General features: G+C 69.0%; 20 protein-coding genes. 15 read left to right on the top strand and 5 right to left on the bottom strand.

The window, feature by feature from the left end; translation table 11 throughout:
• The first annotated feature begins 137 nt into the window (after nucleotides 1–137).
• From ABZV77_RS04175 to ABZV77_RS04160, 4 genes are all read left to right on the top strand, one after another.
• Nucleotides 138–2,117 carry an IucA/IucC family protein gene (locus ABZV77_RS04175; RefSeq protein ID WP_356250201.1) on the top strand — a complete coding sequence of 660 codons (1,980 nt, stop codon included), beginning with the start codon at nucleotides 138–140 and terminating at the stop codon, nucleotides 2,115–2,117.
• 36 nt (nucleotides 2,118–2,153) lie between these two features.
• Complete coding sequence (locus ABZV77_RS04170) at nucleotides 2,154–2,870, top strand: GNAT family N-acetyltransferase (protein WP_356250006.1); 717 nt, start codon at nucleotides 2,154–2,156, stop codon at nucleotides 2,868–2,870.
• A gap of 169 nt (nucleotides 2,871–3,039) precedes the next feature.
• Nucleotides 3,040–4,863 carry an IucA/IucC family siderophore biosynthesis protein gene (locus ABZV77_RS04165; RefSeq protein WP_356250199.1) on the top strand — a complete coding sequence of 608 codons (1,824 nt, stop codon included), beginning with the start codon at nucleotides 3,040–3,042 and terminating at the stop codon, nucleotides 4,861–4,863.
• A 40-nt stretch (nucleotides 4,864–4,903) separates the two neighbouring features.
• Nucleotides 4,904–6,874: an ATP-dependent DNA helicase gene (locus ABZV77_RS04160; protein ID WP_356250004.1), complete on the top strand. Its 1,971-nt coding sequence runs from the start codon at nucleotides 4,904–4,906 to the stop codon at nucleotides 6,872–6,874.
• A 145-nt stretch (nucleotides 6,875–7,019) separates the two neighbouring features.
• Here the strand turns inward: ABZV77_RS04160 and lexA are convergent, their stop codons facing one another.
• Entirely contained in the window at nucleotides 7,020–7,805 is a 786-nt protein-coding gene (gene lexA / locus ABZV77_RS04155) for a transcriptional repressor LexA (RefSeq protein WP_030778599.1), read from the bottom strand.
• Nucleotides 7,806–8,300: 495 nt separating this feature from the next.
• Between lexA and nrdR the strand changes: the two genes are divergently transcribed.
• Together nrdR and ABZV77_RS04145 are read left to right on the top strand one after the other, a co-directional pair.
• Nucleotides 8,301–8,846 carry a transcriptional regulator NrdR gene (gene nrdR, locus ABZV77_RS04150; protein ID WP_356250000.1) on the top strand — a complete coding sequence of 182 codons (546 nt, stop codon included), beginning with the start codon at nucleotides 8,301–8,303 and terminating at the stop codon, nucleotides 8,844–8,846.
• Between the two features lie 137 nt (nucleotides 8,847–8,983).
• Entirely contained in the window at nucleotides 8,984–11,881 is a 2,898-nt protein-coding gene (locus tag ABZV77_RS04145) for a vitamin B12-dependent ribonucleotide reductase (RefSeq protein ID WP_356249998.1), read from the top strand.
• Between the two features lie 189 nt (nucleotides 11,882–12,070).
• Here ABZV77_RS04145 and ABZV77_RS04140 read toward each other — a convergent pair whose 3' ends face one another.
• Complete coding sequence (locus tag ABZV77_RS04140) at nucleotides 12,071–12,679, bottom strand: TerD family protein (protein ID WP_356249996.1); 609 nt, start codon at nucleotides 12,677–12,679, stop codon at nucleotides 12,071–12,073.
• A 111-nt stretch (nucleotides 12,680–12,790) separates the two neighbouring features.
• On the opposite strand from ABZV77_RS04140, the gene ABZV77_RS04135 reads away from it, so the two are divergent.
• Both ABZV77_RS04135 and ABZV77_RS04130 read left to right on the top strand, forming a co-directional pair.
• Nucleotides 12,791–13,612: an arylamine N-acetyltransferase gene (locus ABZV77_RS04135; protein ID WP_356249994.1), complete on the top strand. Its 822-nt coding sequence runs from the start codon at nucleotides 12,791–12,793 to the stop codon at nucleotides 13,610–13,612.
• Between the two features lie 33 nt (nucleotides 13,613–13,645).
• The gene (locus ABZV77_RS04130; protein WP_356250198.1) at nucleotides 13,646–14,251 is read left to right on the top strand and encodes a YdbC family protein; all 606 of its coding nucleotides are present in this window, start codon (nucleotides 13,646–13,648) and stop codon (nucleotides 14,249–14,251) included.
• Nucleotides 14,252–14,316: 65 nt separating this feature from the next.
• Here the strand turns inward: ABZV77_RS04130 and ABZV77_RS04125 are convergent, their stop codons facing one another.
• The gene (locus ABZV77_RS04125; protein ID WP_356249992.1) at nucleotides 14,317–14,847 is read right to left on the bottom strand and encodes a TetR/AcrR family transcriptional regulator C-terminal ligand-binding domain-containing protein; all 531 of its coding nucleotides are present in this window, start codon (nucleotides 14,845–14,847) and stop codon (nucleotides 14,317–14,319) included.
• Nucleotides 14,848–15,280: 433 nt separating this feature from the next.
• Here ABZV77_RS04125 and abc-f point away from each other — a divergent pair, with 433 nt between their 5' ends.
• The 4 genes from abc-f to ABZV77_RS04105 all read left to right on the top strand — a co-directional run bounded on the left by abc-f (nucleotide 15,281) and on the right by ABZV77_RS04105 (nucleotide 20,646).
• Nucleotides 15,281–16,891: a ribosomal protection-like ABC-F family protein gene (gene abc-f, locus ABZV77_RS04120; RefSeq protein ID WP_356249990.1), complete on the top strand. Its 1,611-nt coding sequence runs from the start codon at nucleotides 15,281–15,283 to the stop codon at nucleotides 16,889–16,891.
• 34 nt (nucleotides 16,892–16,925) lie between these two features.
• Nucleotides 16,926–17,585, top strand: a complete 660-nt coding sequence (locus tag ABZV77_RS04115) for a histidine phosphatase family protein (protein ID WP_356249988.1) — start codon at nucleotides 16,926–16,928, stop codon at nucleotides 17,583–17,585.
• Between the two features lie 114 nt (nucleotides 17,586–17,699).
• A complete protein-coding gene (locus tag ABZV77_RS04110) occupies nucleotides 17,700–18,608 on the top strand; it encodes an ADP-ribosylglycohydrolase family protein (RefSeq protein ID WP_356249986.1) in 909 nt (302 codons plus the stop codon).
• 553 nt (nucleotides 18,609–19,161) lie between these two features.
• Nucleotides 19,162–20,646, top strand: coding sequence for a DUF4173 domain-containing protein (locus tag ABZV77_RS04105; protein WP_356249984.1), 1,485 nt, complete (start codon nucleotides 19,162–19,164; stop codon nucleotides 20,644–20,646).
• A 148-nt stretch (nucleotides 20,647–20,794) separates the two neighbouring features.
• Here the strand turns inward: ABZV77_RS04105 and ABZV77_RS04100 are convergent, their stop codons facing one another.
• Entirely contained in the window at nucleotides 20,795–22,354 is a 1,560-nt protein-coding gene (locus tag ABZV77_RS04100; protein ID WP_356249982.1) for an MFS transporter, read from the bottom strand.
• Between the two features lie 139 nt (nucleotides 22,355–22,493).
• Between ABZV77_RS04100 and ABZV77_RS04095 the strand changes: the two genes are divergently transcribed.
• From ABZV77_RS04095 to ABZV77_RS04085, 3 genes are all read left to right on the top strand, one after another.
• Nucleotides 22,494–23,108, top strand: a complete 615-nt coding sequence (locus ABZV77_RS04095) for a TetR/AcrR family transcriptional regulator (RefSeq protein ID WP_356250196.1) — start codon at nucleotides 22,494–22,496, stop codon at nucleotides 23,106–23,108.
• A gap of 90 nt (nucleotides 23,109–23,198) precedes the next feature.
• A complete protein-coding gene (locus ABZV77_RS04090; RefSeq protein WP_356249980.1) occupies nucleotides 23,199–23,900 on the top strand; it encodes a ribonuclease HII in 702 nt (233 codons plus the stop codon).
• A 79-nt stretch (nucleotides 23,901–23,979) separates the two neighbouring features.
• Complete coding sequence (locus ABZV77_RS04085) at nucleotides 23,980–24,696, top strand: hypothetical protein (protein ID WP_356249978.1); 717 nt, start codon at nucleotides 23,980–23,982, stop codon at nucleotides 24,694–24,696.
• 164 nt (nucleotides 24,697–24,860) lie between these two features.
• Here the strand turns inward: ABZV77_RS04085 and ABZV77_RS04080 are convergent, their stop codons facing one another.
• Nucleotides 24,861–25,508 carry a hypothetical protein gene (locus tag ABZV77_RS04080; protein ID WP_356249976.1) on the bottom strand — a complete coding sequence of 216 codons (648 nt, stop codon included), beginning with the start codon at nucleotides 25,506–25,508 and terminating at the stop codon, nucleotides 24,861–24,863.
• Nucleotides 25,509–25,620 lie beyond the last annotated feature (112 nt).

Raw genomic sequence — 25,620 nt, 5'->3', positions numbered from 1 at the left:
CACTCTTGAACGCCACCCCCGCATCCGAAGGCCGCCCCCAACCCGACGCCCCAGGCGCGTGCGGCGCGCACACCTCACTGGTGGCGGAGCCCGGTACGGTTCCCCGGCAGAAGGGTGGCGGCCAGGACGCCGAGCGCCTGCGCGGGGCATCCACCGACCTGCTGGAACACCCCGACCCGCACGTCGCCGCACAGGCCGCGGCCGTCGAGAACCTCCTCCGCTGCTGGGTCAGGGAGAACAACCTCCCCGCTCCGGATCGAGGCGTCCTACGGGTCCCCCTCGAGGCCAGCGGAACGGCCCTGCTCGTCCCCGTGCACTACTGGTCGGCCACCGGCTGGCATCGCTTCAGCCTCCCCTACCTGGAGGACGGCCCCGCGAGCGCGCCGCCCGTCGACGCGGTCACCGTCGCCGCCCTCCTCGGCCGCGAGACGGCCCGCCGCGCGACGGAACCGCCGACGGGTGAGGCGGAGGTGCGGGGCGAGGGAGTCGAGGGAGAGGGAGCCGAGGGAGAGGCAGCTCAGGACGGCACGGACACGGCGTCGGCAGCCTTGGCAGGGTTGACCTACCCGTCTGACCTGGGCGGCTCGGGAGGCAAAGCCGGTACTGCGGAAGCGGCCGGAGCAACGGACCCGGCTGAACCCGTGGACCCGGCCGAGCCGGTCGACGGCGCCGATCTGGTCGGCCGGGTCGCCGACTCGGTCCGGCGCACGGCCGCCTTCATCGCCGACCGCCGCGACCGGCCCGCCGATGAGCCCGACCTCTTCCTCGCCGCCGAGCAGTCCCTGCTCCTCGGACATCCCCTCCACCCGACCCCCAAGAGTCGAGAGGGCCTGTCCGACACCGAAGCCCGCCTCTACTCACCGGAGTTGCGCGGCTCCTTCGCACTGCACTGGCTGGCCGTCGACCGCTCGGTGCTCGCTTCCGACTCGGCGTGGACCGAGCGCGGCCGGGCTGTTTCAGCCGAACAGCTCACCGCCCGCCTCGTCGGCTCCGAATTGCCGCTCACGGACGACCACGTCGCTCTTCCCGTGCACCCCTGGCAGATCCGCGAGCTCCGTCACCGGCCCTCGACCGCCGCGCTCTTCGACGCCGGACTGCTCCGGGACCTCGGTGCTCACGGCACCCCCTGGCGCCCCACCTCCTCCGTACGCACCCTCTACCGCTCCGGCGCGGCCGCCATGCTGAAGCTGTCGCTCGGCCTGCGCATCACCAACTCCCGTCGTGAAAACCTCCGCAAGGAACTCCACCGCGGCGTCGAGGTCCACCGTCTGTTGCGCAGCGGCCTCGCCGAGGAGTGGCAGTCGGTCCACCCCTGCTTCGACGTGATCCGCGACCCGGCATGGCTCGCCGTCACGGGGCCCGACGGCGCGCCCGTCCCCGGACTCGACGTCATGATCCGGCACAACCCCTTCCGGTCCGGGGACGACGCCACCTGCATCGCCGGACTGGTCTCGCCGCGGCCTTCGGCGCTGCCCGCGTGCCAGGACCGCCACGCGATGCGCTCCCGGCTCGGCGAAACCGTCACCCGGCTCGCCGGGCGAACGGGCCGCTCCAGGGGTGCAGTTGCCACCGAGTGGTTCCTGCGCTACCTGGAAACCGTCGTGCGCCCCGTGCTGTGGCTGGACAGCGAGGCGGGTGTCGCGCTGGAGGCGCACCAGCAGAACACCCTTCTCCTGCTCGATCCCGAAGGCTGGCCCGTGGGCGGCCGTTACCGCGACAACCAGGGCTACTACTTCCGCGAGTCCCGGCGCGCCGAACTCGAGCGACGACTTCCCGGCATCGGCCGGGACAGCGACACGTTCGTCTCCGACGAGGTGACCGACGAGCGGTTCGCCTACTACCTCGGCATCAACAACGTCCTCGGTCTCATCGGAGCCCTCGGCGCCGAACGGCTCGCGGACGAACGGCTGCTGCTCGCCGCCTTCCGCCGCTTCCTCGGCGATGTCGCCACGGGGCCCGCCAAGCTGCGTACCTCGCTGCCCGCGACCTTGCTCGACTCACCCGTGCTGCGGTGCAAGGCCAATCTGCTGACCCGGTTGCACGGCCTCGACGAGCTCGTCGGCCCGGTCGACACCCAGTCCGTCTACGTCACCATCCCCAACCCCCTTCATTCCTGAGGAACATGCCCCACCTCTGCTGACAGGAGCGACGTCGTGCCTCCCACCGATGCGAGCACCGATGCCGGGATCGAATCAGCCACCGCCGGCGCCGACTGCACGGACACCCTCGACCTGCGGCTGCCCGACGAGCTCGTCGCCCTGCTGGCCGAGGGCGAGCGGCGGGTCGGCGCGGTGCAGGACGATCTCCTGGACGGCGTCGGGGACTGGGGCCCCACCACTACCGGCGCCGGTGTCTTCCAGCTCGTACCCGTACGTCTCGAACGTGACCTCCCGCTGATCAGCCGTTGGATGAATGACCCTGCTGTGGCCGCCTTCTGGGAGCTGGCCGGACCCGAAGCCGTGACGGAGGCCCACCTCCGGACCCAGCTCGACGGGGACGGACGCAGCGTTCCCTGCCTGGGCGTCCTGGACGGCATGCCGATGAGCTACTGGGAGATCTACCGGGCGGACCTGGACCCGCTCGCCAGGCACTACGCGTCGCGGCCGCACGACACCGGAATCCACCTCCTCATCGGCAGCGTCGCCAACCGCGGCCGTGGCCTCGGCACTTCGTTGCTCAAAGCCGTGGCCGACCTGGTGCTCGACCACCGTCCTGCCTGCGCACGCGTCGTGGCTGAGCCCGATCTGCGCAACACCCCCTCCGTCTCAGCCTTCCTGAGCGCTGGCTTCCGCTTCTTCGCCGAGGTGGATCTGCCCGACAAACGCGCGGCTCTCATGATTCGTGACCGGGCCCTGCGCGCCGTGCTCTGACTCGATCATTCTTAGTACACCGCTCGACCCGATCCGGTTCCCTCACTGAGGAGTCCCCGTGCCGAATCCGTCCGCCAGCCCGATTCCCCGCCCCGCCCCCGAGCTGTACGACCCGCCCGAGCTGACCCAGGACAGATGGCGAGAGGCGGGACGGCGTCTGCTGGCCAAGATGATCGGGGAGTTCGCGTACGAGGAGATCATTCGGCCCGTGCCCGTACCCGCACTTGTATCCGGGACCGACGGGGGCGGGGACATCTATCGGCTCGACCTTGATCCGGCCGACCAGGACGGGGCGGCCGAAGCGGCCGAGGACGCCGAGGCGGCAGGGGAGCACGGCGGGATCACTGACTCGGCGGGCCGACAGGGCTCCAGCGTCACCTTCCGCGCCCGTCGCGGCTCGTACGGCAGCTGGTACGTGGATCCGGCGGGCCTGACCCTCACCGAGGGCGACGGTCCTGCCCAATCTCTGAGCGACCCCCTGCGATTCCTCGTACTGGCCCGCCGGACCCTGGGCCTGGACGGCGCCACACTCGGTCACCTCATCCGCGAGCTCACCGTCACCCTCAGCGCCGACGCCCGGATCGACCACACGGCGCTCAGCGCCGCCCGGCTCGCCGACCTCGACTACGCGGAACTCGAAGGGCACCAGACAGGCCATCCCTGGCTCGTCCTCAACAAGGGACGCATCGGCTTCTCCGCGGGCGACACCGACCGATGGGCGCCCGAGGCCCGCCGCACCACGACCCTCCCCTGGATCGCCGTGCACACCGGCCTCGCCGTGTACCGAGGCGTCACGGGACTGGACACCGCGCAGCAGCTCTACGCCCGGGAGCTCTCCGCCGACACCAGGGGCGCCTTCGCCGATTTACTGCGCGCACGTGGGCTGGACCCGGAGGAGTACCTCTACCTCCCTGTGCACCCGTGGCAGTGGGACGAGATCGTGCTGCCGCTCTTCGCGCCGTCCATCGCCACCGATGCCATCGTCCCGCTCTGCAGCGACGGCGATCTGCGCCTGCCCCAGCAATCCATCCGTACGTTCCTGAACACCACCCGCCCCGACCGGCACACAGTGAAGCTCCCTTTGTCGGTTCTCAACACCCTCGTGTGGCGGGGGCTCCCGACCGGCCGCACGGTCGCTGCGCCCGCAGTCACGGCATGGATGCACGCGCTCCGGGACGCGGACCCCTTCCTCCGGGACGAATGCGGGGTCATCCTCCTCGGCGAGGTGGCCTCAGTGGCCGTCGAGCATCCCGTGTACGACGGCCTGCCCGAAGTCCCCTATCAGTACCGAGAGTTGCTTGGTGCCATCTGGCGAGAGCCCATCAGCCGGTACCTGGCCCCCGGGGAACGCGCCCGCACCCTCGCCTCACTCGCGCACACCGACCTCGACGGACGTGCGTTCGTCGCGGAGCTCGTGGAACGCTCGGGGCTGACTCCCGTGGCCTGGCTGCGACGGCTCTTCGCCGCACTGCTGCCGCCCCTGCTGCACTTCCTGTACCGCTACGGAACGGTGTTCTCCCCTCATGGGGAGAACACCATCGTCGTCTTCGACGACAACGACGTGCCTGTCCGGCTTGCGGTGAAGGACTTCGTGGACGACGTCAACGTGAGCGCGGTGCCGTTGCCCGAGCAGGACGCGATGCCGGGCGACGTCCGCGACGTACTGCTCACCGAGCCCCCCGGCTTCCTCACCCAGTTCATCCACTCGGGTCTCTTCGTAGGCGTCTTCCGGTATCTCGCGCCTCTCTGCGAAGAGCAACTGGGTGTCCCGGAGAGCGACTTCTGGTCCTTCGTACGGTCCGAGATCCTGCGGCACCAGGCACGCGCTCCGGAGCTGAAGGAACGGTACGAGATGTTCGACCTGCTCACCCCCCGAATCGAGCGGCTCTGCCTGAACCGGAACCGCCTCCACCTCGACGGGTACCGTGATCGTCCGCAGCGTCCGCACGCCGCCGTGCACGGAACCGTGGCCAACCCCCTCCATCAGCCTTGATCGGCGGATTGTCAGTGGGGCACCGTAGGGTGGTCGCGCTATGACGAAGCCCTTGCTCCCCGAGCTCCTGCACGCCGCCGTCACCGCTGTCGGTGGTACGGAACGCCCTGGCCAGGTGTCCATGGCCGAGTCCGTCGCCGAGGCGATCGACGACGGCTCCCACCTGCTGGTCCAGGCCGGCACCGGCACGGGTAAATCCCTCGGCTATCTGGTGCCGGCTCTCGCCCACGGCGAGCGTGTGGTGATCGCGACGGCCACTCTCGCCCTGCAGCGCCAGCTCGTGGAGCGCGATCTGCCGCGCACGGTGGACGCGCTGCATCCGCTGCTGCGCCGCCGACCCCAGTACGCGATGCTCAAGGGCCGCTCGAACTATCTGTGCCTGCACCGCCTCCACGAAGGCATGCCGCAGGACGAGGAGGAGGGCCTCTTCGACCAGTTCGAGGCGGCTGCTCCCACCAGCAAGCTGGGCCAGGACCTCCTGCGGATGCGGGACTGGGCGGACGAGACCGAGACCGGCGACCGTGACGACCTGACCCCCGGAGTGTCCGACCGGGCCTGGGGCCAGGTGTCCGTCTCCTCCAGGGAGTGCCTGGGAGCTTCGAAGTGCGCCTATGGGGCGGAGTGCTTCGCCGAGGCGGCCCGGGAGCGCGCCAAGCTCTCCGAGGTCGTCGTCACGAACCACGCGCTGCTCGCCATCGACGCCATCGAAGGCGCCCCCGTCCTGCCCCAGCACGAGGTGCTGATCGTGGACGAGGCCCACGAGCTGGTCTCCCGCGTCACCGGTGTGGCCACCGGGGAGCTCACCCCGGGGCAGGTCAACCGCGCCGTGCGCCGTGCGGCGAAGCTGGTCAACGAGAAGGCGGCGGATCAGCTCCAGACCGCTTCGGAGGGCTTCGAGCGGCTGATGGAGCTGGCCCTGCCCGGCCGCCTGGAGGAGATCCCCGAGGACCTCGGCTATGCGCTGATGGCCCTGCGCGACGCCGCACGCACGGTCATCAGTGCGCTCGGTTCGACCAGGGACAAGTCGGTCCAGGACGAGGACGCGGTCCGCAAGCAGGCTCTCGCCTCCGTGGAGTCCATCCACGACGTGTCGGAGCGCATCACGAACGGATCCGAGTGGGACGTGGTCTGGTACGAGCGCCACGATCGCTACGGAGCGTCCCTCCGGGTGGCCCCCATGTCCGTGTCGGGCCTCCTCAGAGAGAAGCTCTTCGCCGACCGTTCGGTGGTCCTGACCTCTGCCACGCTCAAGCTCGGCGGTGACTTCAACGGAGTGGGCGCCTCGCTCGGCCTGGCTCCGGAGGGCACCGAATCCGACGACGCACCCGTCTGGAAGGGCCTCGACGTCGGCTCCCCGTTCGACTACGGCAAGCAGGGCATCCTGTACGTCGCCAAGCACCTGGCCAGGCCGGGACGCGAGGGCACGCGCAGCGACATGCTCGATGAGCTGGCCGAGCTGATCGAGGCGGCCGGTGGGCGCACCCTCGGCCTGTTCTCCTCGATGCGTGCCGCCCAGGGCGCGGCGGAGGAGCTGCGCGGGCGTCTCGACATGCCGATCCTGCTGCAGGGCGAGGAGACGCTGGGTGAGCTGATCAAGGGCTTCGCCGCGGACTCGAAGACCTGCCTCTTCGGGACGCTGTCGCTCTGGCAGGGTGTCGACGTGCCGGGAGCCAGCTGCCAGCTGGTGATCATGGACAAGATCCCGTTCCCGCGTCCCGACGATCCGCTGATGAGCGCTCGCCAGAAGGCGGTCGACGATGCCGGTGGAAACGGCTTCATGGCGGTCGCGGCGACCCATGCGGCCCTGCTGATGGCGCAGGGCGCGGGACGTCTCGTACGGGCCTCCGGGGACCGCGGCGTGGTTGCTGTCCTGGACCCCCGCCTGGCCACTGCGCGCTACGGCAGCTACCTGCGGGCTTCGCTGCCCGACTTCTGGTACACGACGGACCGTAATCAGGCACGTCGCTCGCTTGCCGCGATCGACGCGGTGGCGAAGGCCGACGAGGCCTAGCCTCTCGCGCCCGACCGGTCTTTCGGGCTCGACCGGCCCCTCGCGCTCGACCGGCCCCTCGTGCCTGGCGGGGCGTGGCGAGCCGTAGACGCAGCAGGGCCCCGGAACCGGCGCAGTTGGTTCCGGGGCCCGGTCAGGGGCGGTGTCACACCCGCCGGAGCACCGCCACGACCTTGCCGAGGATCGTCGCCTCGTCGCCGGGGATCGGCTGGTACGCGGAGTTGTGCGGGAGCAGCCAGACGTGGCCGTCCTCGCGCTTGAAGCGCTTGACCGTCGCTTCGCCGTCCAGCATGGCTGCCACGATGTCGCCGTTCTCCGCGACGGGCTGGCGGCGCACCGTGACCCAGTCGCCGTCACAGATCGCGGCCTCGATCATCGAGTCACCGACGACCTTCAGTACGAAGAGCTCGCCGTCTCCCACCAGCTGGCGGGGGAGGGGGAAGACGTCCTCGACCGATTCCTCGGCGAGGATCGGCCCACCGGCGGCGATGCGGCCCACGAGCGGGACGTACGACGCGGCGGGCTTGCCGGTGGTGTCGGTGGGCTGGCTGCTGGGCTGGTCCGAGCCCCGCACCTCGTACGCCCGAGGGCGGTGCGGGTCGCGGCGCAGGAAGCCCTTGCGCTCCAGAGCCATCAGTTGGTGGGCGACGGAGGAGGTGCTGGAAAGCCCGACCGCCTGACCGATCTCCCGCATGGACGGCGGGTAGCCACGCCGCTGCACGGAGTCCCTGATGACCTCGATCACTCGGCGTTGCCTGTCGGTGAGCCCCGAGCTGTCGGCTCGGATGCCTGGAGGTCGGCCCGGCAGGGAGCGAGTGGGCTTGGGCCCCTCCTGGTTCGTGGCTGCGTCATTCATGGCATGCACCGGCTCGAGTCGGCTCTGGGAGCGGTCCTGGGCAGTGATGGTGGCGCTGTCTGCGGTGGTGGTCACGTCGGTCGGCCCCTCTCGAGATGTTCTCTCCCTAGCTAGCCAACGGTAGTTGCTTTCGAAAGGTTGCGCCAAACACACGTTCGAGTGAAAAACCGGAGATTACCTACCGTGATCATGTGTTTGGGTGTATGGCTAGCGCTCGGGCCGAACGGCAATTCGGTTCATTACGGTACGCTTCACCGCCGGGACAGTGAGCCCCTCGGTGGGGCTCCCATACTGCCACCCGGCACCCCGTCAACCCGGCACCGGCCCCCGCCCAGAGCGGCGTGAGTGGCGGCCATCTGCGTCTGGGGTCGGCTGAGGCGGCACGACACGCGCGGTGTCGAAAAAGCAGCCAAACCCCAGATCTAGTGGTTGGATTGCGGCAGCAGCCCAGAAGTTGTGGTCCCTGGTCTTTCAGGGCCTCCGGGATCGCCTATGCTTGGGGCTGCTTCGAGGGCCCCGAGGGCTCGTTGAGGCTTATGAGTCGTGCCGTGAAGGAGGGTTGGGAGTTCCATGCACTGCCCCTTCTGCAGGCACCCCGACAGCCGCGTAGTCGACAGTCGCACCACTGACGACGGCACGTCGATCCGACGGCGCCGTCAGTGCCCCGACTGCTCCCGTCGTTTCACGACGGTGGAGACGTGCTCGCTGATGGTGGTGAAGCGGAGTGGCGTGACGGAACCCTTCAGTCGCACCAAGGTCATCAATGGCGTCCGCAAGGCATGCCAGGGGCGACCGGTGACCGAGGATGCCCTCGCTCTGCTCGGCCAGCGGGTCGAAGAAGCGGTGCGGGCCACCGGAAGCGCCGAGCTCACCACTCACGACGTGGGCCTTGCCATACTCGGCCCGTTGCAGGAGCTCGACCTCGTCGCCTACCTGCGCTTCGCGTCCGTGTACCGGGCCTTCGACTCACTTGAGGACTTCGAGGCTGCCATCGAGGAGCTGAGGGAACAGCGGCTCGATGCCGAGCCGAGCGGCGCGGGCGGAGAGCGCGTCGTGAATGACTGCGGGCCCGGAGGGACTGTCGAAGTCCCGGTGCCCGCCACTGCCGCCGACTGACCGGCTGACCGACGGGCCGGCGGCGAACCAGACCTGTTGAAGGTGCCCTCCGGGGTGCCTTCGGCATCAGACACACATCCGTGCCATGGGAACAACGTGGCACTTCAGGGCGTTTTAGCCTGATATAGGGAGGCGGCATGACCGAGACGACGAGCGGCCCGGCACGAGGTTCCCGCGCCAAGGGATCCAAGGCCAGCAAGGGTCTGCGTATCGAGCGCATCCACACGACCCCCGGCGTGCATCCGTACGACGAGGTGGTCTGGGAGCGCCGTGACGTCGTCATGACCAACTGGCGCGACGGCTCGGTCAACTTCGAGCAGCGTGGCGTCGAGTTCCCCGACTTCTGGTCGGTGAACGCGGTCAACATCGTCACCAGCAAGTACTTCCGCGGGGCTGTCGGTACCCCGCAGCGCGAGACCGGCCTCAAGCAGCTGATCGACCGCATCGTGAAGACCTACCGCAAGGCCGGCGAGGACTACAGCTACTTCGCCTCGCCCGCCGATGCCGAGATCTTCGAGCACGAGCTGGCGTACGCCCTCCTGCACCAGGTCTTCAGCTTCAACTCGCCGGTCTGGTTCAACGTCGGTACGCCCCAGCCGCAGCAGGTGTCCGCCTGCTTCATCCTGGCCGTCGACGACTCCATGGAGTCGATCCTCGACTGGTACAAGGAAGAGGGCATGATCTTCAAGGGCGGCTCCGGCGCCGGCCTGAACCTGTCCCGCATCCGTTCCTCCAAGGAACTGCTGTCCTCCGGAGGCAACGCCTCGGGTCCGGTCTCCTTCATGCGCGGTGCCGACGCCTCCGCCGGAACCATCAAGTCCGGTGGCGCCACGCGTCGCGCGGCCAAGATGGTCATCCTCGACGTCGACCACCCCGACATCGAGGGCTTCATCGAGACCAAGGTGAAGGAAGAGGAGAAGATCCGCGCCCTGCGTGACGCGGGCTTCGACATGGACCTGGGCGGGGACGACATCACGTCCGTCCAGTACCAGAACGCCAACAACTCGGTCCGCGTGAACGACACGTTCATGAAGGCGGTCGAGGAGGGCGGCAAGTTCGGCCTCACCTCCCGCATGACGGGCGATGTCATCGAGGAGGTCGACGCCAAGTCGCTCTTCCGCAAGATGGCCGAGGCCGCCTGGGCCTGCGCCGACCCCGGCATCCAGTACGACGACACCATCAACGCCTGGCACACCTGCCCGGAGTCCGGCCGGATCAACGGCTCGAACCCGTGCAGTGAGTACATGCACCTGGACAACACGTCCTGCAACCTCGCCTCGCTGAACCTGATGAAGTTCCTGAAGGACGACGGCAAGGGGAACCAGTCCTTCGACGCCGAGCGCTTCTCCAAGGTTGTCGAGCTGGTCATCACCGCGATGGACATCTCGATCTGCTTCGCGGACTTCCCGACGCAGAAGATCGGCGAGAACACCCGCGCCTACCGTCAGCTGGGCATCGGCTACGCCAACCTGGGCGCCCTGCTCATGGCGACCGGCCACGCCTACGACTCCGACGGCGGCCGTGCCCTTGCCGGTGCCATCACGTCGCTGATGACGGGCACGTCGTACAAGCGCTCCGCCGAGCTCGCCGCGGTCGTCGGTCCGTACGACGGCTACGCCCGCAACGCCACGCCGCACAAGCGCGTCATGAAGCAGCACGCCGACGCCAACGCCTCGGCCGTCCGCATGGACGACCTGGACTCGCCGATCTGGGCCGCCGCCACGGAGGCCTGGCAGGACGTCGTCCGCCTCGGCGAGAAGAACGGTTTCCGTAACTCCCAGGCGTCGGTCATCGCCCCGACCGGCACCATCGGTCTCGCGATGTCCTGCGACACCACGGGCCTGGAGCCCGACCTCGCCCTGGTGAAGTTCAAGAAGCTCGTCGGCGGCGGATCGATGCAGATCGTCAACGGCACTGTGCCGCAGGCCCTGCGTCGCCTGGGCTACCAGGAGGAGCAGATCGAGGCGGTCGTCGCCCACATCGCCGAGAACGGCAACGTGATCGACGCCCCGGGTCTGAAGACCGAGCACTACGAGGTCTTCGACTGCGCCATGGGCGAGCGTTCCATCTCCGCGATGGGCCACGTCCGCATGATGGCCGCGATCCAGCCGTGGATCTCGGGCGCCCTCTCCAAGACGGTCAACCTCCCGGAGACCGCCACCGTCGAGGACGTCGAAGAGGTCTACTACGAGGCCTGGAAGATGGGCGTCAAGGCGCTCGCCATCTACCGCGACAACTGCAAGGTCGGCCAGCCCCTCTCCGCCAAGAAGAAGGAAGCGGAGAAGGTCGAGGTCACCGAGAAGACCGAGGGCACGATCCGTGCCGCGGTCGAGAAGGTCGTCGAGTACCGTCCGGTCCGCAAGCGCCTCCCGAAGGGCCGCCCCGGCATCACCACGTCCTTCACGGTGGGTGGCGCCGAGGGTTACATGACCGCCAACTCCTACCCGGACGACGGTCTGGGCGAGGTCTTCCTGAAGATGTCCAAGCAGGGCTCGACCCTTGCGGGCATGATGGACGCCTTCTCCATCGCCGTCTCCGTGGGTCTGCAGTACGGCGTGCCCCTGGAGACGTACGTTTCCAAGTTCACGAACATGCGCTTCGAGCCGGCCGGTATGACGGACGACCCGGACGTGCGGATGGCGCAGTCGATCGTCGACTACATCTTCCGCCGCCTGGCGCTGGACTTCCTGCCCTTCGAGACGCGCTCCGCGCTCGGCATCCACTCGGCCGAAGAGCGTCAGCGTCACCTGGAGACCGGGTCGTACGAGCCCGCCGAGGACGAGGTGGACGTCGAGGGTCTGGCGCAGTCCGCTCCGCGGCAGCCCGAGTCCCTGAAGGCGGTCGCCACGCCGAAGGCCGAGGCCGAGGTGGCCAAGGAGGCTCCGCAGCAGGCGCACACCAGCGCTGAGCTCGTGGAGATGCAGCTGGGCATCCAGGCCGACGCGCCGCTGTGCTTCTCCTGCGGGACGAAGATGCAGCGCGCCGGTTCCTGCTACATCTGCGAGGGCTGCGGCTCGACCAGCGGCTGCAGCTGACAGCGAGCGGGACTGCGTCCGAGGCGGCGTTGAGCGACTGCTGCCGGAGACGCTGAGCACCACGTGAGAGAGGGTGCCGACCATGGGTCGGCACCCTCTCTTGTGTGTGGTGGGCTCAGCTGGAGCGTGGTGGGCTCAGCCGTCCGTCTCGTGGCCGGTGTCAGCCTGGGTCCGTGTCGGCCAGAGGGATCAGTGCTCGCTGCCCATCAGCGAGGCGAACGTCGTCGGGTCGGCGTCGAAGCCCCGGACGACCTTGCGGAACGACCACGCTCCGGATTCGTCCCGGGTGAAATGGGCGATGGTCGCGGCCGTGCAGCCGGAGATGCCCGCCAGGTCGCTCTCCGCCAGGTTCTTGTGGCCCTCACGGATCCGGAACGCGGCGTTCGAGATGTCACCGAACACCTTCTGGCCCGTCTCCTGCTGTATGGCCACTCCCACCACGACCCGGGTGAGCGTGGCACCGAGGCGGTCCAGCTCCAGCGTCATGACCTCGTCGAAACCGAAACCCTGCCCCGTCCTGCTGTCGCGGTTGAGGGTGATCGTGCCGTCGGGGGAGCGGCTGTCGAAGTGCACGAGGTACACAGGAGCGCCGTACGGCGCATCGGCTGCGTACGTCGCCGCGATGATGTCGAGGTCGTTGGGCGGTGTCCCGGCCGGACTCGGATCCCACTTGAGTCCGACTTCGACCTTCTTGATGCCCTTGCTGACACTGCTCACTGGACTTCCCCCTCCTCGTGATCTGGCCGCCGTCGCTTCACCAGGCTCGTCCCACCACGCACACGCTATGGCGTAACGCACACGCTACGACGTGGGGCTGACAACGTCGTAGTGCCCCAGGTCAGTGACTCAGTAACTGAGTCGCAGCCAAACCTGGTTGGTCCGGAGTGCGGTCGTGGAGATCATGGGCCCATGACATGGAACGGGGAAGAACTCGATATCGACGCCTACTTGGGGAGGCTCGGCCACACGGGCAAGACGGAGCCGGACCTGGAGACGCTGCGCACGCTCCACCGAGAGCACGTGGCGGCCATCCCCTTCGAGAACCTCGAGATGATGCTAGGCCGACCGGTTCCGCTGGACCTGCCTGCGCTGCAGGACAAGCTGCTGCGCAGACGGCGGGGCGGCTACTGCTACGAGCAGAACCTGCTCTTCGCGGCGGCCCTGGAACACATCGGCTTCGACGTCACCGGACTCGGGGCACGCGTCAGGGCCGGAGCGACCTCCACGCGCGCGGTGAGCCACATGCTCCTGAAGGTCGAGGTGGACGGCGAAGCGTGGCACTGCGACACCGGGTTTGGAGCCGATGGGCTGCTCGAACCGATCCCGCTGCGCGGGGGCGTGGAAATGCAACAAGGAGAGTGGCGTTTCAGCCTCCAGGAGGAGAACGAAGGCGTCTTGGCGCTGCGGACATGGCGCCCCGACGGATGGTTCGACCTCTACGCGTACACCCAGGAGCGGCGACTCCCCGTCGACTACGTAGTAATGAACCACTACACGTCGACCCACCCCAAGTCGTCGTTCATTCGTCGGCCGGTGTTGCAGAAGGCCGGTCCCGAGGTCCGTCGCCGGTTGGTGGGCGATCAGCTGACGCTGGCGCGCCCGGACGGCTTGGTGGACGAACGAAGCGTTCCTGTGGGCGAATTGATGGACGTTCTCGACCGGGAGTTCGGTATTGAACTGGATGCTGCGGACTCGGCCGAGCTGATCCGGGTGCACTACGCCGGAGCGTGACCCGTGCCGCGCTCCGCGCCGTACGATGGCGCGGTGCTGGTCAAGTGGATTCGCTGCACCGTGGTTGATCGTCGGGGGTTCGAACGAGGGCAGCGGAAGTGGGCGGGGCTTTTGGGGGAGCCGGGGTTCCGGGGGCAGGGCGGGGGGTGGAGTCGGGGCAGGCCGGGTGTCGCTCACGTCTTTGCGTTCTGGGAGAGTCGTGCTTTCTACGACTCCTTCATGGCGCGCTCCCACGACCGCCTGGCCGCCGCGCAGTCCGGCACTCACAAGGATCTCCGCGCCAAGCTCTTCGATCACCGCTTCGATGTGAAGACCGGGTTCGAGCCGCGATTCACGGACGTGGACGTGGTGCGCGTCGCGCACTGCCGGGTCCGTGAACCGCGGGTGGAGCACTTCGCGCTGATGCAGGAGAAGGTCTGGAACCCTGCGATGGCGGGCTCGCCCGGAATGGTGCGCGGTCTCTTCGGCGAGGCGCCCGGGCATGAATTCCTGGTGCTGTCCATGTGGTTGTCGTCGGCCGAGCACGGAAAGTACCGCGCCGAGCGGGTGGAGCGTCTCTCGCTGCGGGCACAGACAGACGCCGATGTCGCCGCGCTCGCGGGGGACATCGTGCAGTTGGAGCCGTCGTGGACGGTGTGACCGCTGTGCCCGTCCTCTGACCTTTCGCGGATCGGCGCCGCCGGTGGCGCCGGGGCCGTGCACCGTCACCGCCGAGCGAACGCGCCTTCGCGGGTGGCGGCGATGGCTGCCGCTGCCGACTGGTCGGCGAGTGCGGTGTCGACCGGTTCGCGGGTGATGAACACGCGGAGCAGCAGCGGGGCGGATACGGCGCGGACGAGTGCCGCCGCGTCGGTGTCCGGAGCCGCCTCACCCCGTTCCACGGCGCGCTCGACGACTCTTTCGCAGCGGCCGAATCGCTCGGCATAGAAGGTGTGGAGGGCATCGGCTGCCCGCGCCGACTGGAAGGCCGCCGCGACAAACGCGGTGGGGGCCGCCGCGGCCGCGTCGTCGGTGAAGGAATCGACGACCTCCCGGGCGAGCTCGCGCAGGTCGCCCTCGAGGCTGCCGGTGTCCGGCGGAGTCCAGGTGTCCTCGCCCGCCATGTCCAGGGCGTCGGCGACCATGCCTTCGAGGCCGCCCCAGCGGCGGTACAGCGTGGTCTTGTGCACCCCCGAGTGGTCGGCGACGTACTCGACGGTGAGCCCGGGGTATCCGTGATCGGCCAGGCCGCTCATTACGGCGTCGCGGACGGCTGCTCGGGTACGGGCCGTTCGGCCGCCAGGGCGACGGGTGCCGGGAGCGGGCGAAGCGGGCTCTGCAGATTCGGTGGATTCGGTGGATTCGGTGGACTCGGTGGGCGAGGCGGTCGCAGCGGAAGGCGCCGACGAAGCGGGTGAAGCGGGTGAAGCGGGTGAAGCAGATGGAGCGGGTCCCGCCCCGGCTTCCGCGGGCCGACCGTCTCCGCCCGGTCCGCGCCGCTCGGTGCGCGCCGCGCCACCGCTCTGACCAGCCGCAACAGGCTTTTCGCTCATCGATCTGTTCCTTCCTCGCGGTCCAGCCCGGCAATTAATCACAACTCGGGTTGCGTTAGCCGGATCAGTCTGCCACACTCATCGTAATGCGACAGCAGTTGCGTTTGATTGAGGTGGACCGAAATCGGGGGTGCCTGTGCCTACTCAGATCTCTCTGCACGGCGTGACCAAGGCTCGTGGGGATCGGCTGATCTTCGACGCGGTGTCTCTCACGATCAGGCCGGGCGAGCGCATAGGTGTGGTGGGGGAGAACGGCGCGGGGAAGTCCACGCTGCTGCACCTGATGTCCGGCGATGAGCGGCCCGACGAGGGTGAGGTGGTGACCGTCGCCGAGCGAGGGGCCGGACTTCTCGCGCAGACCCCCCGGCTTCCGGCGGATCGGTGCGTCGACGACGCCATCGATGCGGCCCTGGCCGAACTGCGGGCGATGGAGAGCCGGTTGCGTGCTCTGGAAGCGGACCTCGGTTCCGCGACCGAGCGTGAACTGGGGGAGTACGGCGACCTGCTCACGGCTTTCGAGCTGCGCGGCGGCTATGAGGCGGACGCGCGCGTGGACAAGGCGATGCACGGACTGGGGCTCGGGCACATCGGCCGCGACAGGGTCCTGGGCAGCCTGTCGGGTGGTGAACAGGCCCGTCTCGGCCTCGCCTGTCTCCTGGCGGCCGCCCCCGAAGTCATGCTCCTGGACGAGCCGACCAATCATCTGGACGAAGGCGCGCTGGACTGGCTGGAGAGCGCCCTCTCGGCGCATCGCGGGACTGTGGTCGCGGTCTCTCACGACCGCGTGTTCCTGGAGCGCGTCGCCACCGCGATTCTTGAAGTGGACGCCGACCGTCGGTCGGTGGTGCGGCACGGCGGTGGCTATCAGGGACTGGTTGCGGAACGGGCGGCCGCCCGGCAGCGCTGGGAGCAGCAGTACACACAGTGGTGCGAGGAGACGAACCGACTTCAGGAGTTCATGGCGACCACTGCCCATGCGGTAGCGGGCGGGCGTGGCATGAAGGACAACAACAAGATGGCGTACGACCGGGCCGGGGGACGGGTCCAGGCCTCGGTCGCGGGGCGGGTCCGGAACGCTCAGGAGCGACTCCGAAGGCTGCGGGAGCAGCCGGTGCGCCGACCTCCCGAACCACTGAGTTTCACGGCGCGCCCGGTGACGGGCGCCACCGAAGGGGCCCTGGTGAGCCTGCGGGATGTGAAGGTGGGTGAGCGGCTGGCCGTGGCTTCGCTCACCGTCTCGGCGGGCGAGCGGCTGTTGATCCACGGAGGCAATGGCGCGGGCAAGTCCACGTTGCTGCGCACCATGGCGGGAGTGCTCCAGCCCGACGAAGGCACTGTCGTCCGCAGAGGACGGATCGGCTATCTCGCTCAGGAGATACCGGTACGGCGCCCCGCTGAGCCCGTCCTCGAAGTGTTCGGCAGAGGCCTTGGACTGACCGACGACGAGCAGCGGGACCTGCTCCTCTCGTACGGCCTGTTCCGGCCCCGTGACCTGCACGTCCCGGTAGGTTCCCTGTCCGCCGGACAGCGAAGGAGGCTGGCCCTCGCCCGTCTGCTCGCCAGGCCTGCCGACCTGCTGTTGCTGGACGAGCCCGCCAACCACTTGGCGCTGGGCCTGGTCGAAGAGCTGGAGGCGGCACTGGACCAGTGGACAGGAGCCCTGGTCGTCGTCTCGCACGACCGATTGCTCCGTCGGCGCTTCACGGGCCGAATACGCCGGATGGAGTCCGGGCGGCTACCCGACTGAGCAGTCCACCGGTGACCCGATCTAGGGTTTCCGTATGGCACGCCCGCGGCGCATCATCCTGGTCAGGCACGGCGAGTCGGCAGGCAACGCCGACGACACCGTGTACGAGCGCGAACCCGACCACGCCCTCGAGCTCACCGAGACGGGGTGGTCCCAGGCGGAAGACACGGGCAAACACCTGCGGGAACTGCTCGGCCGCGAGCGGGTGAGTGTGTACGTGTCGCCGTACCGCCGCACCCACGAGACCTTCCAGGCGTTCCGGCTCGATCCCGAGCTGGTGCGTGTACGGGAGGAGCCGAGGCTGCGCGAACAGGACTGGGGCAACTGGCAGGACAGGGACGACGTTCGGCTGCAGAAGGCGTACCGCGACGCGTACGGACACTTCTTCTACCGCTTCGCGCAAGGGGAGTCGGGGGCCGATGTCTACGACAGGGTGGGGGCCTTCCTCGAAAGCCTCTACCGGAGCTTCGAAGCGCCGGACCATCCGCCGAACGTCCTGCTGGTCACGCACGGACTGACCATGCGGCTGTTCTGCATGCGCTGGTTCCACTGGTCGGTCGCCGAGTTCGAGTCGCTGTCCAACCCGGGCAACGGGGAGATGAGGGTGCTGGTCCTGGGCGACGACGGCAAGTACACGCTGGACCGGCCGTTCGAGCGTTGGCGCGAGCCTGAGCCGTACGGCGTCACCGGCTAGTCGCCCCAGCCGGGAGCCGTGATGGCGATATCTCAGGCCCAGGGGTCCGACAGGGTGGGCGGGGCCGCCTGGATGGTGCTGGATCTGTTGGCAACGAATTAGAGTGGCAGGGCGATGACCGCTGATTCCTCTCCCGACCGGCGCCTTGAGCGCGCTCTGGCCAGCCTGCGCGGACTGGCGGTGGGGGACGCGCTGGGCTCACAGTTCTTCGTGCCCGCGCATTACCCACTGCTCAAGCTCCGTGAGCTGCCCGACGCTCCCTGGCAGTGGACCGACGACACAGAGATGGCCTGCTCCGTGCTGGCCATCCTCACCGAGCACCGCCGAATCGATCAGGACGCCCTCGCCCTGTCGTTCGCCGAGCACCATGACTTCGACCGTGGCTACGGCCCTGCAGTGAACCGGCTGCTGCGGCAGGTCCGGGAAGGCGGGGACTGGCGGGAGCTGGCCTCTGCGCTCTTCAAGGGGCAGGGGTCCTGGGGGAACGGCGCGGCCATGCGGATCGCCCCGCTCGGCGCCTGGTACGCGGACGACCCGGAGCAGGCGACGCACCAGGCGGAGATCTCGGCCTACCCCACGCATCAGCACCGCGAGGCGGTTGTCGGAGCGATGGCGGTGGCCGCGGCCGCGGCGCTGGTGGCCGCTCCAACGGGGCCGCCCGCGCCGAAGGAACTGCTCGACGGGGTCATCGCTCTGGTGCCGCGCAGCGCGGTGGGAGCGGGGCTGCGCCGGGCGCGGGACATGCTGGACTACGGCGATGCAGGGACGGTCGCGGCGGTGCTTGGGTGCGGTCGGCGGACGACGGCGCATGACACGGTGCCGTTCGCGTTGTGGTCGGCGGCTCGTGGGCTCGGAGCGTACGAGCGGGCCATCTGGGACACCGCCCGGGTGGGCGGAGACATGGACACGACGTGCGCCATCGTTGGCGGGGTCGTCGCGTCCGGGGAGGGCGGCGCGCCGCCCGAGGAGTGGCTGTCGCGCACCGAGGCGCTGCCCGACTGGGCTTCCGGCGGGACGGTCTGAGCCCCCTGCCGGACTCCCTCGGTTTCGGGAGTTCCCGCCTCTGGACCACCACTGTCACGGTCATGCCACAGGCGTGACCGGGGTGGGGGCACCGGTGGGGCATGCGGCTACGCTCGAGCGGGCCGTTAGTTGATCTTGACTCGCGTGCGTTGAACGAGATGCCGGTCCTGGCGACCCTGCGGCCACCCGTGTGTGGCGTGCTGCGCGCGTGGACCGGCCGGGAGGGGGTCCCGTGTCCGACACGTCAGACGGACGTGATGCAGGAGGTGCGCGTGATGCAGAAGATGCGCGCGGTAAGAGCAGTACGGGTGGGACGGGTGAGGTTGTTGGCTCTGGTGAGCCCAGTGAGCCCAGTGAGCCCAGTGAGCCCGACGGGGCGAAAGCGTCGACTGAGGCGGGCGCGTCAGGTGGTGTGCCTCAGCCGGTAGGGGCGGCTCAAGTTGTAGACCTGTCGCAGGTGGGGCGTGAGCGGCGCGAATTGGTTGCTGAGGCGACCAGGTCGGCTGGGACGACCGGGGCGGGTGGGCGTGACTCGTGGGGGGTTCCGGGGCCTGTGGAACACACGCCGCTTCTCGCCGATCTGCGTGTCGACCCGCCCGGACCTGTGCGGACGGCGACGCTCTGGGCGGTGCTGGCCACCGGGCTGTTGAGCATGCTGTTGCTGGGCGACGGGCTGGCGTTGAATCTGCTGATCGTTGCCGTCCCGGCCACGCTCGCCGCCTACTTCGCCGCGCAAAAGGGCGGGCTTCGGCCGCGTGCCTGGTCGCTGGTGTGGGCCGTTGGAGGGCTCGGGCTGTTGGTCGTGCCTGCGCTGCGTGACGCGGGGTGGCCCTCGTTCCTGGCGATCGTCTCCTCGATCGCGCTCGGCTCGTTCGCGCTGCATGGCAGCCGGACCTGGATAGGCATACTCCTCAGCCCGTTCGGCCTCTTCGACGCGATTCTCACCGGGTTGCGGTGGGGCTGGCGCGGGGTGCGGGAGCGGGCTGGTGGGGCGCGTGGTGCGGGGCCTGTGCTGCGTGCCGTTGCGGTGACGGTGGTGCTGCTCGTTGTGTTCGGTGCGCTGTTCGCGGGTGCGGACGCCGCCTTCGCGGATCTGCTCGGTGATCTGATACCCGACGCCTCGGTTTCCGGGAGTCCCTGGCGCGTCCTGCTCCTTGTCGTCGGGGTGGTCGGAGCGCTCGCGGTTGCGCACACGGCGGCGTCGCCCGTGCGTTGGGACAGACTCGTGGTGAATCCCGGGCGGGCCCGGGGGCGGGTCGAGTGGGCGCTGCCGCTGATCGTGCTGAACGTGCTGTTCGCGGCGTTCAACGCGGTCCAGCTGGCTGTGCTCTTCGGTGGGTACGACACCGTGCTCGACAAGACGGGGCTCTCGTACTCCGACTATGCGCGGCAGGGGTTCTGGCAGCTGCTTCTCGCCACTCTGCTCACTCTGCTCGTCATCGTGTTCGCCCAGCGTTGGGCTCCCCGCGGCAGTGCTCAGGACCGCACGCTGGTGCGCGCGGTGCTCGGCACGCTGTGTGTGATGACGCTTGTCGTGGTGGCGTCGGCGGTGCGTCGGATGGACATGTACGTGGAGGCGTACGGGCTGACCAGGCTCAGGATCTCGGTCGTCGCGGTCGAGCTCTGGCTCGGCGTGATCGTCCTTTTGATCATGGCCGCGGGGGTATGGGGCGCCCGGTGGCTGCCGCGTGCAGTTGCTGCCAGTGCGGCGGCAGGTGTGCTGGCGTTCGGGCTGCTGTCGCCCGACGCGCTGATAGCCGAGCGGAACGTACAGAGGTATGAGGAGACCGGGAAGTTCGACTTCGACTACACGCGCCAGCTGTCGGCGGACGCGGTGCCGGCGCTGGACAAGCTGCCGGAGCCGCAGCGCTCCTGCGCGCTCAAGGACGTGGCCGAGGAACTCGAATCCGGGGACGAGCCGTGGTTCGCGACCAGCCTGGGGGAGTCCCGGGCCCGGCGGATCATCAAGGATCGGCCGCTCGCCGCGGCCCCCGGTTTCTGTGGCGAGAGCAGGGATGATCCCTACCCCTCGTACTGACACCCCCGGGCGGGTGCGCCCCGTGTCTCTCGTACTGCCTAAGTCGATGTATCGACATGGGTTTGTGCGGCGGTGCGCGGGTTCGGGTGCCGCGCCGACCCTGCCGGTCTTGGCTGCCTGGTCGGCGCGGTGCCCGATGTCCGTTCCGTCAGCCGGCCGCCGGGCCCGCGGCGCTCGCCGTGCCGGCGAGGGCGTCGAGGTCGCTCTTGCGTACGCGGATCACCAGTGCCGCGGTGATCAGGGCGACCACGGCCATGGCGGCGGCCGGGATGAAGGCGGTCGAAATGCCGTGGGCCAGCACCTCGTGGCTCCACGGAGCAGGGAGCTCGTGGGTCTTGGCGAACTCGGCCTTCTGCTCCGGTGTGGCGTTGGCCATGAAGTCGGCCACCTGGTCCTTGGCTTCGTTCCGGCTCGCCGTGCCGAAGACCGTGGTGAGGATGGAGAGGCCGAGGGAGCCGCCCACCTGCTGGGTGGCGTTGAGCAGGCCGGATGCGGCGCCCGCTTCGTGGAGGGCCACTCCGGAGACGGCGGTCAGTGTCAGGGTCACGAAGTTCAGACCCATGCCGAAGCCGAAGAGGAGCATCGGGCCGAGCACTCCGCCGACGTACGAACTGTCCGGGCCGATCAGTGCCTGCCAGCCGAGGCCCAGGGCGACGATGGCGGAACCGGTCACCATGAACGGCTTGGGGCCGAGCACGGGGAGGAACTTCTGCGACAGGGCCGCGCCGACCGCGATGACCACCGTGACCGGCAGGAAGGCCAGGCCCGCCTCGATCGGGGTGTAGTTCAGGATGTTCTGGACGAAGAGAACGATGAAGAAGAACATGCCGAACATCGCGGCGGCCAGGCTGAGCATGATCACGTACGTGCCCGAGCGGTTGCGGTCGGCGAACATCCGGAGGGGTGTGATCGGCTCCTTCGCCCGCTTCTCGACGAACACGAAGGCCACGAGCAGGACGACCGCGGCGGCGAACGAACCCACGGTGACGCTGTCGCGCCAGCCTTCCTCGGAGGCGCGGATGAATCCGTAGACCAGGGAGGCCATGCCGAGCGTCGACGTGAGCGCGCCCAGGATGTCGAAGCGGCCGGGGTGGCGCTCGGATTCATTGATGTAGAGCGGGGTGAGGACGGCGATCAGGATGCCGATGGGCACGTTCACGAACAGGACCCAGCGCCAGTCGAGCCACTCGGTGAGCATGCCGCCCGCCAGCAGGCCGATGGCGCCACCACCTGCGGAGACGGCCGCGAAGACGCCGAACGCTCGGTTCCGTTCGGGACCTTCGGGGAAGGTCGTCGTGATGAGCGCCAGCGAGGTGGGCGACGCGATGGCGCCGCCGACGCCTTGGAGGGCGCGTGCGGCCAGCAACTGCCAGGGCTCCTGGGCGAAACCGCCGAGGAGCGAGGCGACCGTGAAGAGCAGGATGCCGGCCATGAAGACGCGGCGGCGTCCCAGGATGTCACCGGCGCGGCCGCCGAGCAGCAGCAGTCCGCCGAAGGTGAGGGTGTATGCGCTGACGACCCAAGTGAGGTCGGTCGTCGAGAATTTGAGGGCTCCCTGGATGTGGGGGAGCGCGATATTCACAATCGTCGCATCGAGTACCACCATGAGTTGGCAGGCCGCGATGACGGTGAGAGCTAAGCCGGGGTGCCCCTCTCGGCGGGCGGATCCGGGCTTTTGATTCTTCGTCAGCTGAGAGGTGGTCGTCATGATCCCCCACAAGTTCCTTAGTGAACGGACCCGTTCACTGTCAACTACGACGGTAGTGACTCCTCTTGAGTGAACGCAAGCGTTCACTCACCCTTCTTCTGGTCTACGCCTTCCTTGTGTGCTCAATGGAGAGAAATTGATGGCTACTTCTCGTTGGTCGGCCGCTCCCGCCCGGGCGGTGTCCCCGCGCCGCCGGGGGCCTGTGCTGGAGCGGGCGATCCTCGATGCCGCCCTGGAGCAGCTCAGTACGGTCGGCTGGAGCGGGCTGACCATGGAGGGTGTGGCCGCGGGCGCGCAGACGGGCAAGGCCGCCGTGTACCGCCGCTGGCCGTCCAAGGAGGATCTTGTCGTCGACGCGCTGCGGGCCGGGCTGCCCCGGCTCGACAGCCCTCCTGACCTCGGCAGCGTCCGGGAGGATCTGCTTCAGCTGTGCAAGGAGATGCGGGTCACCATGTTCTCGCGCAGCGGCTTCGCCCTGCGCTCGGTGCTTCACGAATGCGACACGGCGACGGCCGAGCGCTTCCATGACGTGATCTTCGAAGGGGTCATCGAACCGAGCGTCAAGTTGATCAAGGAGGTCGTGGGTCGCGGAATTGAGCGCGGAGAGGTTCGTTCCGGTGGTGTCGACGCGTACGTATGCGATGTGATTCCGGCGATGTTCATGTATCGCTCGAAGGTGTGCGGGAGCGAATGGCAGGACGATGAATTCGAGGCCTTGATCGACCAGGTGATGGTTCCGCTGCTGCGGCCCTGACGGCTCGGTCCGTCCGGAAAGCGGGCTCCGGGGCCGTTCGGCGAGCCTGGGTGTCGCGGGCGGTCCACGGCGGCGTAGGCTATTGCCGCCATGCCGTACGAAGCACCCACCCACACCGTCGAGCGCTCTTTGCGCGCCACCACCGGAGCGAAGATCGTCGCCGGTGTCGACGAGGTCGGGCGCGGCGCGTGGGCCGGTCCGGTCACCGTCTGTGCGGCGGTCACGGGACTGCGCAGGCCGCCCGAAGGGCTCACCGACTCCAAGCTGATCACTCCCAAGCGGCGCACCGCGCTCGCCGAGGAGCTGACGGGCTGGGTCACGGCGCACGCCCTCGGTCATGCCTCGCACGAGGAGATCGACGCCATGGGGATGACGGCCGCGCTGCGGCTCGCCGCGGTGCGTGCTCTGGAGGGGCTGCCGGTCCGCCCGGACGCGGTCATCCTCGACGGGAAGCACGACTATCTCGGCTCTCCCTGGCGGGTTCGTACGGTGATCAAGGGTGATCAGTCCTGTGTGGCCGTCGCCGCGGCTTCGGTGATCGCTAAAGTTCAGCGCGACAAAATGATGGCCGAACTGGGCATCGAACATGCAGACTTCGGTTTTGCGGCCAACGCCGGTTATCCGTCGCCGGTGCACAAGGCCGCACTGGCGGAGCGGGGGCCCACCCCGTACCACCGGCTCACGTGGGCGTATCTTGATGCGTTGCCTCAGTGGCGGCACCTCAAGAAGGCCCGCAGCTGGGCGGACGGAAATGTTCCGGAAATCGAGGGTCAGCTCGGCTTTGAGTTCTGACGCTTTTCCGGTGCTTCCCGTCGCACTCATGTGCCACCCGCCGACGCGAGTCGCGTCGGCGTTTGATAGACAACACTTCATGCCTCTCATTCCCGAGGAGCCTCAGATTCACGAGAGTGCCCAGGGTCCCCGCGCCACGCCGGCCAGCAGCCGCACCGCGCCGACCCCCCGCCCCGTACCCGGCCCGCGTCCCGCGGCACCGCCGCGTCCCGGCCGTCCGGGTCCTGCCCGGCCGATGCCGCCCGCGCAGCGCACGCCGCGTGATGCGGCCGCCAAGCCCGGGCCCGCCGCCCCGGCTGCCGTCGGTCCCGCCGCTTCCGGTCCCGTTGCTTCCGCTTCCGGCCCCGCCACTTCTGGCGGGCCTGTTGCCGAAGCGCCGGGCGGTAGCGCCGATGCCTCGGCCTCGGTTCCGCAGATCCAGCTCATCCCGGCCTCGGCCGAGGGCGCGCTGGACGCGGCCGAGGAAGCGGTCGATCTCCTGCTCGACTCCGGACGTGTCCCCGGCGAGGTCCTGGTGATCACCACCGGCGACCCGCACCCGTGGGCCACGCACGAGCTGTCCTTCGGTGAGGCCTCCTACTGGGCCCAGCACGACGCGGGCGACGACGTCTTCTACGCCGATGCCGCCGCCCTGGATCGTGCCGTGTCCCGGCCCGTGGTCGTCGTCGCCCTCAACGGCGACAGCGAAGAGACCGCGGTCTCGGCCCTGCCGACGGCCCTTACCCGTGCAAGCACCCTGCTGATCGTCTGCGGCGACCCGCAGCGGATCAACTCGATGCTGGGCGCGGGCGTCTGAGACGACTTCCGTCGGCCGAAGGCATGGCTGACGTGGAGTCGTTGCTGGCGCGGAGTCGTGGTCGACCGTGCGGCGGTGCCGTCAGGCGCCGACCGCGCGGGAGCGCCGATTGACGGGTGCCGTGTGACGGCCGACGTGTGCCGTGTGGCGGGCAGTGGTGCGGTTCAGCGTGCCGCCGCGCGGCGCAGCACATCGGAGGCGGCCCCTCCGGTGCGCATCGTCGGCACATCGGTCCCGGGGAAGAGCTCGGGCCGTGAGCCGACGCTCGGCCGTCGGCCGCCGCGTCCCTCGCCAAGGACCTGCCAGCCGTCGGACGTCAGCGTGATGTACGCGCCGCAGCGCAGCCCGTGCAGCGTGCAGGCATCTCGCAGGCCCCACATCCAGGCCCCGTCCTCCTGGGTCCAACGGGCGTCCCCCTCGCGGCAGTAGAGCAGCACGGCGGTACGCACCGGAGTGCGGCGCCGCAGGTCGTGCGGGATGACCCGGCGCAACTGCGCGAGCAGCGCGTTGCGGAAGACCCAGCCGTCCGTCATGGTCGCGCGCCGACTGAACGAGGCGCTCGCGCGCAGCCGTTCGTCCGCATCCAGCACGGCCACGACTGCCGTCGCCGTGGTCGGCAGATGGCGTGCGTGCAGTCCGCTGACGACCTCTCGCGGGTTGCGCAGCAAGGGAATTCCCGCTGCCGACCACTCGGCGGGCTCGAGTACCCGGGCCAGTCGGTGGGCGGAATAGGCGGAGTCGGGAGCAAACTCGGCCGACGCCGAGTGCTCCGGCATCGATGCCGCGCCGGACGAGGCGAATCCGAAGGTCACGGTCCTCCCTTCGGCTACGCGCCCGTGCGAGGGCGGGGTCGGTCTGGGGGAGCGCACTGCGGCACAGCCCTACCGGACCATGGGGCCGCACGGGGAGCGGTTCCAATTGTTC

Origin of the sequence: Streptomyces sp. NPDC004732 (genome assembly GCF_040609235.1) — a bacterium.
Lineage (GTDB): Bacteria > Actinomycetota > Actinomycetes > Streptomycetales > Streptomycetaceae > Streptomyces.
Note: the sequence above shows the minus strand (reverse complement) of the source record. Positions and strands in the feature narration are given on the sequence as shown.